Genomic DNA, 10913 nt, shown 5'->3' with positions numbered 1-10913 from the left:
CAGAGTGATGGCTCTTCTCAAGGCGTGAAGTCCAGGTGGTACCGACACGGCATTCCCCCACGGTCGCCGAGTGGATCAATTGGGCTGGGAGCCTAGCCTGTTGGTAATCTGCAAAATACCGAGCAAGCCGGACAAGACATGCCCCGCTGGAGCTCCGGATTCGAAAAATTGCCTGAAAATAGGCCGTTCGCGCACGGTGTGGCTGAATCTCGCCAGTCAATTGATCACGATTATGCGAATAAGCTCCAAGGAATAGTCAATTCCGCATTCGCGACCGCAGTGGGATGCAGTGAAGGGCTGTTAGCGTTCGCGCCCAGTTGACAGGACTAATCACACTGGGGAGTTTGCCGTGGGGGGCATACTGGGAAAACGGCGGCCGGCCGGCCGTCCGGTCGCCGTCGCAGGGCTTGTCGCACTGGCCCTGTCCGTCGCATCCGTGGGCCCGGCACCGGGCGCCTCGGCCGCATCGGCGGTGGTCAAGGCAGGTACGTCGAGTGAACCGAGTACGCAGACACCGCCCGAGCGCCCGACCACCGAACGAGAGCGGGCCGAGCAGGACGCGCTGGCGCAGGCGCAGCGCACCGGGAAGGCGGTGCCCGTTCCGGCGGCGACGACCGAGACCGACACCCTGGTGGCCAACCCGGACGGCACCTTGGGCCTGACGCGCAGTGTCGCCCCGTTGCGTACGAAGCGCGACGGCAAGTGGGCCGACCTGGACGCCACCCTCGTCAAGGCCGCCGACGGCACGCTCCGTCCGAAGGCGACGGTCAGCGGCTTGACCCTGTCCGGTGGCGGCACCGCGCCACTCGCCGTCCTGGACCAGGACGGCAAGCAGCTCGTCTTGAGCTGGCCGGAGCCGCTTCCCACGCCCACGCTGGAGGGTGACAGCGCGGTCTACCACGAAGTGGTCCCGGGCACCGACCTCAAACTCACGGCCGACCAGGGCGGCGGCGTCTCCCAGGTCCTGGTCGTCAAATCCCCCGCGGCAGCCAAGCACCCGAGGCTCGCCAAACTGACCACCGGCCTCATAGGGCAAGGTGTGACCGTCTCCGCCGACGGCCACGGCAACCTGAAGGCCAGCGACGCCTCGGGCCGTACCGTCTTCCGGGCGCCGACCCCGACGATGTGGGACTCCACCGCTCCCGTCGGAACTCCGCTCGCGAAAGCGCCACATACCGCCTTCTCCCGGGCCGCCACGCTCGCGCAGACCGAGACGGACGAGGACGGGACCAAGGCGGCCTCGGACAGCGCCGGCCCGGGCGACTTCGCCAAGGTCGCCCGGCTCCAGGCCGATCTGGGCAAGGACTCCGTCGCTCTGACCCCGGACCAGTCCTTCCTGGCCGACCCGACCACCGCCTATCCCGTCTACATCGACCCCGCCTGGCAGCCCACCAACCGCGGCACCCAGCACTGGGCATGGGTCCAGGAGGCGTACTCCACCACAGTCAGCTACGACGACTACGACGACACCTACGACCCGGGTGTCGGCTACCAGCGCTGGCGGACCAGGACGGGCCTGGAGCGCTACTACGTCCAGCTCGACACCAGCGACCTGCACGACAAGAGCATCAAGAAGGCGGCCTTCTCCGCGATCCAGTCGTACGCCGCCGACGCCACCTGCAGCCACACGTACAACGTGGACCTGCACTCCACCGAGCCGCTGCTCCCCGACATTTCGTGGAGCACCCAGCCCCGCGACTGGGAGGTCCTGCGCACGACCTCGCTGAACAGCGCGGGCGGCCCCGGCTGCCCGGACGCGACCACGCGCGGGGAGTGGGACGTACGCGACCACCTCGCCGCCAACGAATGGCGCGGCAGTATCACCTACGGCCTCTTCGCCTCGAACGAGGCCAAGAGCAGCGGCAACACCTCGTTCAAGCGCTTCACCCGCGACCGCAACAACCTGCCCTTCCTCTACATCGAGTACAACCGGCGCCCTTACGACCCGTGGGAGCTAGGCACGTTCCCGGCGCCGAGGAACCCTCCCCACGACAAGAGCTGCGGCTGGGTGGGGGCCACCGGATACGGCGGCCTGAGCGTCGGCGCGTGGGTGGGCGACCCGGAGGGCGACCTGAACGACGCCCACTTCCTGATCTACGACGCCGCGAGCTCAGCTCTCGCCTACGACAGCGGGTGGATCGGGGCGGCGCACGGAACGCATTGGGTTTCCGCGCATCCCACCAATCTCCTGGACGGCCACACCTACACCTGGCGCGTCCAGGGCGGTGACGGCGACATGACCTCCAACTGGGTCTCCGGGTGCCCGTTCACCATGGACACCCAGCCGCCGTCCACTCCCGTGGTCACTTCCGCCGAGTACCCGCCCACCGGGACCTCGCCCGGCTCCACGAAGCACGTCGGCCAGCCGGGGACCTTCACGGTGAAGTCCGACGACGCCCTCAGCGGTGTCCAGTACTACGAGTGGGCCTTCAACGGGAACATCCCGGTGGGCGGCGCCAACCGAGTCCACCCCGCCGCTGACGGAAGCGCCGCCATCGCGCTCACCCCCACGACCTGGGGTACCAACATCCTGCGCGTCCAGTCCGTGGACCGGGCCGGCAACCGCTCACAGCAGCACACGTACGTTTTCTACGTGCCGGACACCCCGAACGCCAAGACGACCCTCGGCGACATCACCGGCGACGAACGCGTCGACTTCATCGCCCCCACGGACAGCGGTGACCTCGTCGTGTACCCGACCGCCGTCGATCCGGCCTCCGGCGGAGTCATCGCTTCCGACGTGGCCAACAGCCCCGGGGGCAAGGGCTGGGGCGAGGGCACCCTGACCACCCACCGAGGCGGCAACGGCATCCGCATCGACGACCTGTGGACCTATCGAGACGGACAGCTCAAGCTCTACCGCAACTCGCTCACACAAGGCGGCCTCGAAGCCAACGGCGGGTTCTACTTCACCGCGGCCAAGGCAGTGACCGTCAGACGCCCACCTGCCGCCAAGTGCACGGTGGCGACGACCGGTGCGCCCTGCGGCAGCGAGTACGCCTTGAGCTGGGCGGGTGTCCAGCAGATCCTCGCCATGGGTGATGCGAAGCCCGAAGCCGGAGTGGGTCCCTTCAACGACCTGCTCACCGTGGAACGCGACAGCAACGGCAGTCGGCTGCTGCTCTTCCAAGGCACTGCGGCCACCGGCTGGCTGGCCGATCCGCTCGTACTCGTGATCAGCCCCTCCGGCTGGGACGATCTCAGCCTCATCGCACCCGGCGACACCACGGGAGACGGCCTGGCCGACCTGTGGGCCCGCGACAACACCACCGGGGACGTCTACCAGTACGCCAACGTCCCCGGAAACCCCGCGGCCCTCGGCGACCACACCAAGCGCACCAAGATCGGATCGGGTCTGAAGACAACCACCCATCCCGTCATCGGCTCCTCCGGAGACACCAGCGCAGACGGCGTCCCCGACCTGTGGGCACTGGACAGCAGGCACCGACTGCGCACCTGGGACGGCACCACCACCGGCGGCAAGGTCTCCGGCTTCCGCAGTGGCCACACGATGGGCGACGCCCGCATTTCCACCTCGCACTGGAAGCTGAACGAGGGCGAGGGAAGGCTTGCCGCCGACCTGCGCGGCCGCGGCAACGCCACCCTCAGCGCCACCGGCGCCACCTGGGCCGCCGACACTGTCGCCGGCACGGCCACCACGGTCGTCGAGTTCAACGGCACGTCCGGCACGGCCACCACCGCCGGCCCTGGTGTCGACACCACCCGCAGTTTCACCGTCTCAGCCTGGGCCAAGTCCAAGGAGAGGGCCGTCGTTCTCAGCCAGGACGGACAGCACACCAGCGGCTTCGCCCTCTGGCACGACGCGGACGGCACCTGGCGGTTCGGGATGTCCAAGCGGGACGACGATGGCTGGGACTACGACCAGACCACCGTCATGAACGACGCCGCCAAGGTCCGCATCAACGAATGGACCCAGCTCACCGCCACCTACGACGACCGGACCGGCCTGATGGCCCTGTACGTCAACGGCACCCTGGCCGGTACGGCCCACCACGCCCAGGCCAACGTCTGGAGCGCCACCGGCCCTCTGGTCATGGGCCGCTTCAAAGACGGCAGTCAGCCGACGTCCTTCTTCAACGGCCGGATCAGCAACGTGGCCGTCTACCACCACTCCACCGTCCCCTCGGCCACCAGCACCACCCTCGTCTCAGCGGTCAGCAGCACCAAATGCGTGGACGACAACCACGGGAGTGCGGAGGAGGGTAACCGCATCCAGATCTGGGACTGCAACACCGACCCGGGCGCCCCCCAGCTGTTCGAGATCCGCGAGAACGGTGAGCTGCGCGTCGTCGGCAAGTGCGTGACCACCGCGGGCGGCGGCATCGCGAACCGCACCCTCGTCCAGCTCGCCACCTGTAGCGGCGCAGGCGGCCAGCAGTGGCTCCCCACCGCTACCGGCGGCTTCTACAACCCGCAGTCCCGCCGCTGCCTCGACCTGCCGTTCACCCGCGTCGACAACGGCACGCAGCTCGAGCTGTCCGACTGCAACAACTCCAACGCGCAACGCTGGCACGCCGCCGGTCTGGCCTCTCCCCTGGGGACAGCCGGCTGACCATCGTCGCCGCACCGAGCCGGCCTCGCTCCGCGATCCGACGGGGCGGGGTCGGCGCCGTCCGTTCGGTGATGTGTGTCGCGCGTCGCGCGTGTGATTCAGATGGGGGGTTTGCCGCCACCGTCCTCGCAGCGGAGGGGTGCGTCCCCGAGCGACGGCAACTAGGGTGACGTGATCAGATCAGATGGGAATCAGACATCCGACGGGGGAGGTGCGCACTCGGTGAGCGGCGTGCGGGTTGGGGAAGGCCATCGGCCTCACAGCCCCCGACACCCGCCTCCTCCAACTCTTTCGGTGTCCTGACACAACGGCACGTTTCCTCTTGCGACAGGGGCAACGTGCACACGCACCACCTGACTCGCCCACTCGACGCACCACTACAACCGAATCCACCTGAGGGTGCTCCAGCAGGCGTGTTGCGACCGCGCCGGCCTACCGCCAGGAACCTGTTCATACGGTCTGAGCGCTGTCTTGGACCTCTGTCCGTGTTCTCCGCGACGGGAGCCCCCTCTCTCGCCCGCAGGGGACTGCCACGTGACCAGTTTTTCCCGTCCCGCGCCGGAGGCCGGCTCGTCGGACGCGCGGATGCGCGCCGTTGCGGCGATGCTCGCCGCCATCCGGGCCCAGGACTCCGACCCGTTCGAGGTCGAGGCAGAGGACGAGCTTCCCTACGTCCAGCTCGGCCACTGGATCGGCCTCGCCGACATCGATGCGAAAGCCAAAGAGCTCTACTGGCTCCTGGCTCTGCATCTCAACCGCCGCCGCGGCGACCGCTACGTATGGCCGACCACGGAAATCCTCGCCCTGCTGATGGGCTACTCCCGAGGCGACAAGATCACAAAGTTCGTGCGCGAACTCGAAGGGATCGGTGCCCTCACCGTCATCAAGGTCCCCGACGGCCGCGGTCCGCAGCACAAGAACGTCTACAAGCTGCGCAGGACCCCACCCGTCGGCTACAGCGGCCCCCGCTCCCTGAGCCAGTTCTACGACCAGCTCGGCCATGCCTATGAAGAAGCGGTTCTGGAAGACATCAAGGCTGACGACACAGGAAGACGCGCACGTCAGGCCGTATCCCCCCGAGTGGGGGGAGACGGGCGGGCCGTGTCCCCCGAGTTAGGGGGCCACGTAGCCCCTCAGCGTGGGGCGGACGTCCCCCCTCAGTCCGGGGCGGTAACCAGAAGAAGCCTTAACAAGAAGAAGGACAACGAGAACCAGGCGCCTTCGGCGCGTAGCGCCGGTGACGCCCGGAGGGCTCCTACAGGTAGGAGGGGGCACGCGACGGGCGGCCGGGCCGCGGCGATCGGCGCCCAGGCGCCGAGGAAGCGGTCGGGGATCGGCAAGGGTCAGGTCCGTATGACGCAGGCCCAAGCGCGTGCCGTGCGCTCGGTCGAGGAGGGCTATCCGCCCGAGCTGGCCGGCTCCATGCCCACCTACCGTCCCAAGGTGGTCCGGGACGTGATCCTCGGCCTGCTCGACGCCGGACCCGAGCAGCGCACGGCGCAGCAGCTCGCCCACCGCATCTCGCGGCGCTGGCATGCATGGGGATACGCGCAGAAGCACCGCAACGGCGAGATCCTCAGTTACCCCGCCGTCGTCAGCGAGCTGCTGAGGATCAATCACTGCGGGAATCCGCGCTGCGAAGACGGTGAGGACGCCGACGACGGCCATCCGTGCCCCGTGTGCCCCGAGAGGCACCGGATCCGGCGAAGCGGCCGAGCAGGCGCAGTGCCCGCTGCGCGCCGGGTAGCGGAGCAGTCTGGCCTCTGGGAGTGTGCGGAGCCGTCCTGTCGCCGTCCCGGCCGGGGTGAAGGGCCGCCCAGTGGGCTGTGCCCGCAGTGCCTGGAGGGAGCTGCGCAGGCGCAGGAAGCCGTACGGCGCCGGGCGGTGGAGTTCGCCCTCGAGGAGGCCCTGCAGGGGCTGGTGGCGCGTGAGCGGCGTGGCCCGCTGGACGCGGCAGATGCCGAGCATGCCCGGCGCGAGGAGCTTCGGGCCGGGCCGGGAGTACACGCGGAAGCAGCCACCGACCAGGTGGAGAGGTATCGGGACCACATGCCGCGCTCTCGCTCTGAGCCGGCCCGCTCGTCGCGGTTCTGACCACGGGGCGGCCCGCGACGGCCGCTCTCCACCGGAGCCTCGAAAGGGGCTCTGGTCCACTTCGTGTGATTGTGCTGCTGAGCGAAACCTCAGACAGGAAGTGGACCAGCAGTCCCTCCAGCGAGAACGAGCCTGTGGTCAGATCTCCGTCTCCGCTACCGGGAGCTCATTGAGTATCCGTACTCATGTGCAGGGCCCGTCAGAGCCACATGCTGACCTCATGCGGTCAACCGACTCTCGTGGACGCCGGTGATGAGGATGGGACGCGGAAAAGAGCCGTCGACTGGTCAACAGGTCGGGGTCGGCGTGGCGCTCCTCATCCCCGACTTGATGGCCATCGCTTGGTTGGTGTTCGGCTATGGGATGGCCGGCTGGGCCGACGGCTATGACCAGGACAGTGTGCCCGGCGCGCCCAAGGTGGCGTGGCAGGGAATGTGGATCCTGGTCGGTGGTGCGGTCATCACAGGCGGCGGGTTCCTTGCCCTGCGGTGGCGCGTCACAGGCATCATGCAGGCGCTTGTCCTGGGAATCGGAGCAGGACTGCTCGCTGCCTTGGCCCTTTCTGATTAGGGGGCCTCTGCCAAGGAGCTACCGCTCGCATCGCCAACCTGCCCGTCGTTCACCAGCGGTGGTCGCAGGGTAGAGAGAGCCTGGTGAGGCCGGCGGCGGCGTCGCCGAGGTCGTAGGAAGTGCTGAGCGAAGTAGCGGAGCCAGATGGCGCCGGTTGTAGCCAGGTGCAGGAGCAGTCGCTTGCTGGTGCCCGGAAGGTTGATGAGACGCGGAAACGCCTGTCTGGCATGTCGGCGTCGGCCGATGACGGGCAGAGACTCGCCGTGCATGTGATCGCTACGCGGGCGTCGTCTCTCGGCATCCCCCCGTCGGCGGAGGGGTGGCGTTGCCGTTCAGGCAGCGGTCCAGGAGTACGTGCATGCGGGGGACGGGGAGGGTCGGGTTGGCCGCAGCGCCCTCTGCGGTGCGGGGGTCGGCGAGAAGGGCCTCCAGGACTTCGGGCGTGAGGCGCGGATGGGCGGCGGCCGCCCGGCGCACCGAGGCGTCGGGGTCTTCCACCGGCGGCTCGGGCAGGGCGAGATCGGCTGCGGCCAGGGCGCGTACCTGGGGGTCGGGGTGGCCGATGAGGTGGGTCAGGCCGGTGCGGGGGAACCCGGGCAGGGTCAGCAGGTGCGGACGGTGGGCCGGGCGGGCGACGAAGACGGCCAGGAGGAGGTGCGGCGGCGCCAGCGGGTGGTGGCAGGCCAGCCGGATCCGTACCTCCTCGTCGTCGTCCCGCGCGAGTGACTCGACGAGCGGCGCGGGCAGGCCGGGCCAGCTCGCCGCGCCTCGGCGCAGCACCGGTTCCGCGGACGCCGCGCAGGCGGCGAACCAATCGGAAGGCGGCTCGGTCTCGGGCTCGGTGACCGGGCAGGTGCAGTCTCGACCGTGTCCGATGCCCCGGTGGATGGCCCAGTACTGGGCCCAGGTGCGGGGGAAGGGGGGGGAGGCGTGCGCGCATCCGTACGTCCGGATCCCGGTCCTGCCTCAGCTCGGGGATCAGGTCCGGTCCCAGATCGGGCCGGGCGGCGACCATCTCGCGGACCTTCGCCTCGGGGTGTCGGGCGAGCCGGGCGACGGCGTAAGCCGGAGTGTGGCGGTTCCAGGTTAGGGGGTGCACCGTGCCGTCCGCGAAGCACTGCTCGACCAGCGCGGGGGACAGGGCGCACGTGCCGAGCACGAACAGCTTGCCGTGCGAGCCGAAGGACGGCAGTGTGGCCTCCACGGCTTCCGGGTCCAGCTCCCAGATGCTCCCCTGCGCCACTTTCCGTACGGCGGGGTCGGGGTCGTTGAGCAATGCCGCCCGCTGGGCGGAGGTGAGCGACTGCCACCTCCAGGTGGCGTGTACGCGGAGCGCGGGGTGCTCGTGCCCGGCCATGGCGCGGTAGAAAGACCGAGAGATCTGCCGTGAGGCGCTGAGCTCCTGGGTGATCTTGTGCTCGGTGAGCATGCCGTCCTCGCCCCCGTCCTGGGCGGTCAGGAAGGTGACGAGGATGTCGTCCGGCAGCGGTCGCACCCATCGGGGTCCGGGGCGGGGCCCACCGGCAAGCCAGCCGCGGACGATTCCCGACGGGTCGGTTGCCAAGGGGGCGAGTCGTGCGGGGTCGACGTGCCGGTTGCAGGCGATCCGGCGGCGAATCCTGCTGTCCGGGTGGCACAGGGCTGCGTCGATGACGGCGTCGGGCAGGTCGCGGCCTTCGCACATCAGCTAGGGGGTGTCTTTGGTGGGCTGAGCTGTTGATCGGATGTGTCTGTCGATTGGTCAGCAGCCCCCAACTGGGCCGGCCTCCGCGGCGCGGCAGGCCTCGCGTAGGGTCGCCGAATCCTTACCGATCAGGGGAGTTGGCGATGGGGCACACAATACGACGGGGCGCCCGCGCGGCACTGACGGCGGTGGCGGGAGCCGCGCTGCTGGTGGGCTGCACGGAGGAACCACGGAAGCAGGTCATGCCCGGCCCGACGTCCACGGCCACGGCCGCTCCCCAGGACGCCGTGGCCCTGGCCGAGCGCTACACGGCGGCCGGCGGGGACCCGGACGTGTACGGGATCCAGGTCGAGGACGGACCGGAAGGCGTGCCCCGGGTGGTCATCCGGACCCGCAACGCGGATCAGGCGGACGCGATCTTCCGCCGGCAGAACACCTCGGTCATCACCCACCTGACGACGAAGGAGGGGGCGTCCTTCAAGAAGGGCTACTTCATCGACGTCTTCGGCCCCGACGGCGGACTCATCCACCGCATGGACGCTCGCCCCTAGAGCGTGTCTGATTGATCGGTGGGCGGTTAATCGGATGTGTCTGTCCGGTTGGTAATCAGTGATGCGATGTGGAACCGGATCGAGCCGCTAATGTCGGCCGATCCGGTTCGTGGACGACGGTGGGCCGACCACCGTCGGACCCTTGAGGCCATCGCGTGGAAGTACCGAACGTGCTCGCCCTGGCGGGACCTGCCGGACGAGCTGGGCTCGTTCCAAACCGCCCACAAACGGCTGACCAGGTGGGCCATGGACGGCACCTGGGAACGCATCCTGGCAGCGGCCGACGACGATGACGACATCGGCTGGACCGTGTCGGTGGACTCCACCGTCTGCCGGGCTCACCAGCACGCCGCCGGAGCCGGAAAGGGGGGGGTGCCCCTATTAGCTCGTAACACGATCATGAATCGTGTTTCTTGAGGCGTCTCCAGCAGATGAGGCTGCAGGCGAGGGAGACGAGCGCGTCGTGGAGTTCGGTGCGGCGTTCCCATCGGACGGCGAGGCGTTTGAACTGATGGAGCAGGGCGAAGGTCTGCTCCACGACGTAGCGGAGTTTGCCCATGCCCTTGATGTTCGGGGCTCCTTTGCGGGAGATGACGGGCAGGATCCGGCGTTTGCGCAGCTCTTCCCGGTTGGGGTTGGAGTCGTAGCCCTTGTCGCCGAGCAGGGCGTCCGGGCGTCTGCGGGGACGGCCGGGGCGGCCCGCCACTGGCGGGATGCCGTCGACCAGGGCGAGGGTCTGGGTGACGTCATTGACGTTCGCCGCGGTCGTGATGACCTTGAGCGGGGTGCCGCGTCCGTCGCAGATCAGGTGGTGCTTGCTGCCCGTCTTCCGCCGGTCGACCGGCGACGGACCGGTGTCGGCTCCCCCTTTTTCGCGCGAATGTGAGAGCCGTCCACGCATGCCCTGGACCAGTCGAGCCGGCCGGCCGCGTTCAGCTCGGCGAGCAGGATTCGGTGCAGCTGGTCGAAGACCCCGGCCTGCTGCCACCGCTCCAGTCTTCGCCAGCAGGTCTGTCCCGAGCCGAACCCCAGCTCAGGTGGCAGGAGTTGCCAGGCAATGTCGTTGTGCAGGACGTACAGGATGCCCTGCAGGCACAACCGGTCTGCGACCGGCCGCGGCCCTGGCGACCTCGTCGGCCAGGGCGGCAGCAGCGGCTCGATCAGCGCCCACAAGTCGTCGTCCACGATCCACGGCCGAGTGCTCACGCACTCACGAACGGCCGAATCATCACACCGGTTACGCCCGACCAGGGCATCTCACCAAGATCCTGTTACGAGCTATATGTCTTTGGTCAAGGTGGTCGGGTGGCAGTGTGGCTGTCATGATTGATGACGCGCCTGTTCGGGAGTCGGCTGGCGAAAGTATGCGGCCGTGCGACTTTTGCGGTCATCCGGTCGTGTTGGACTCAGTCGACGAGCGGGACTGTCCCGTGTGCGGCGA

General features: G+C 68.7%; 6 protein-coding genes and 1 pseudogene. 5 read left to right on the top strand and 2 right to left on the bottom strand.

Annotated features, from left to right (window positions below; genetic code table 11):
• Window positions 1-436: 436 nt before the first annotated feature.
• From BGK67_RS33635 to BGK67_RS33625, 3 genes are all read left to right on the top strand, one after another.
• Entirely contained in the window at window positions 437-4573 is a 4137-nt protein-coding gene (locus BGK67_RS33635) for a LamG domain-containing protein (protein WP_141754145.1), read from the top strand.
• Window positions 4574-5107: 534 nt separating this feature from the next.
• Window positions 5108-6667 carry a hypothetical protein gene (locus tag BGK67_RS33630; protein WP_141754144.1) on the top strand — a complete coding sequence of 520 codons (1560 nt, stop codon included), beginning with the start codon at window positions 5108-5110 and terminating at the stop codon, window positions 6665-6667.
• A gap of 306 nt (window positions 6668-6973) precedes the next feature.
• Window positions 6974-7237 (top strand): DUF6234 family protein, encoded by a 264-nt coding sequence (locus tag BGK67_RS33625; protein ID WP_244291545.1) that lies wholly within the window; start codon window positions 6974-6976, stop codon window positions 7235-7237.
• 276 nt (window positions 7238-7513) lie between these two features.
• Here BGK67_RS33625 and BGK67_RS40480 read toward each other — a convergent pair whose 3' ends face one another.
• Window positions 7514-8017 (bottom strand): hypothetical protein, encoded by a 504-nt coding sequence (locus BGK67_RS40480; RefSeq protein WP_244291544.1) that lies wholly within the window; start codon window positions 8015-8017, stop codon window positions 7514-7516.
• A gap of 1047 nt (window positions 8018-9064) precedes the next feature.
• Between BGK67_RS40480 and BGK67_RS33615 the strand changes: the two genes are divergently transcribed.
• Window positions 9065-9472, top strand: coding sequence for a hypothetical protein (locus tag BGK67_RS33615; protein ID WP_141754143.1), 408 nt, complete (start codon window positions 9065-9067; stop codon window positions 9470-9472).
• A gap of 36 nt (window positions 9473-9508) precedes the next feature.
• Window positions 9509-9844: pseudogene (locus tag BGK67_RS36985) on the top strand (transposase); the annotation flags it as partial.
• 25 nt (window positions 9845-9869) lie between these two features.
• Here the strand turns inward: BGK67_RS36985 and BGK67_RS36980 are convergent.
• Window positions 9870-10678 (bottom strand): IS5 family transposase gene (locus BGK67_RS36980; RefSeq protein WP_432215423.1). Its coding sequence is split into 2 segments (ribosomal slippage): window positions 9870-10343 and window positions 10346-10678, totalling 807 coding nucleotides; the frame shifts between segments, so codons are not numbered across the junction.
• Window positions 10679-10913: the final 235 nt, after the last annotated feature.

The organism is Streptomyces subrutilus (assembly GCF_001746425.1).
GTDB classification, from domain to species: Bacteria; Actinomycetota; Actinomycetes; order Streptomycetales; family Streptomycetaceae; genus Streptomyces; species Streptomyces subrutilus_A.
Note: the sequence above shows the minus strand (reverse complement) of the source record. Positions and strands in the feature narration are given on the sequence as shown.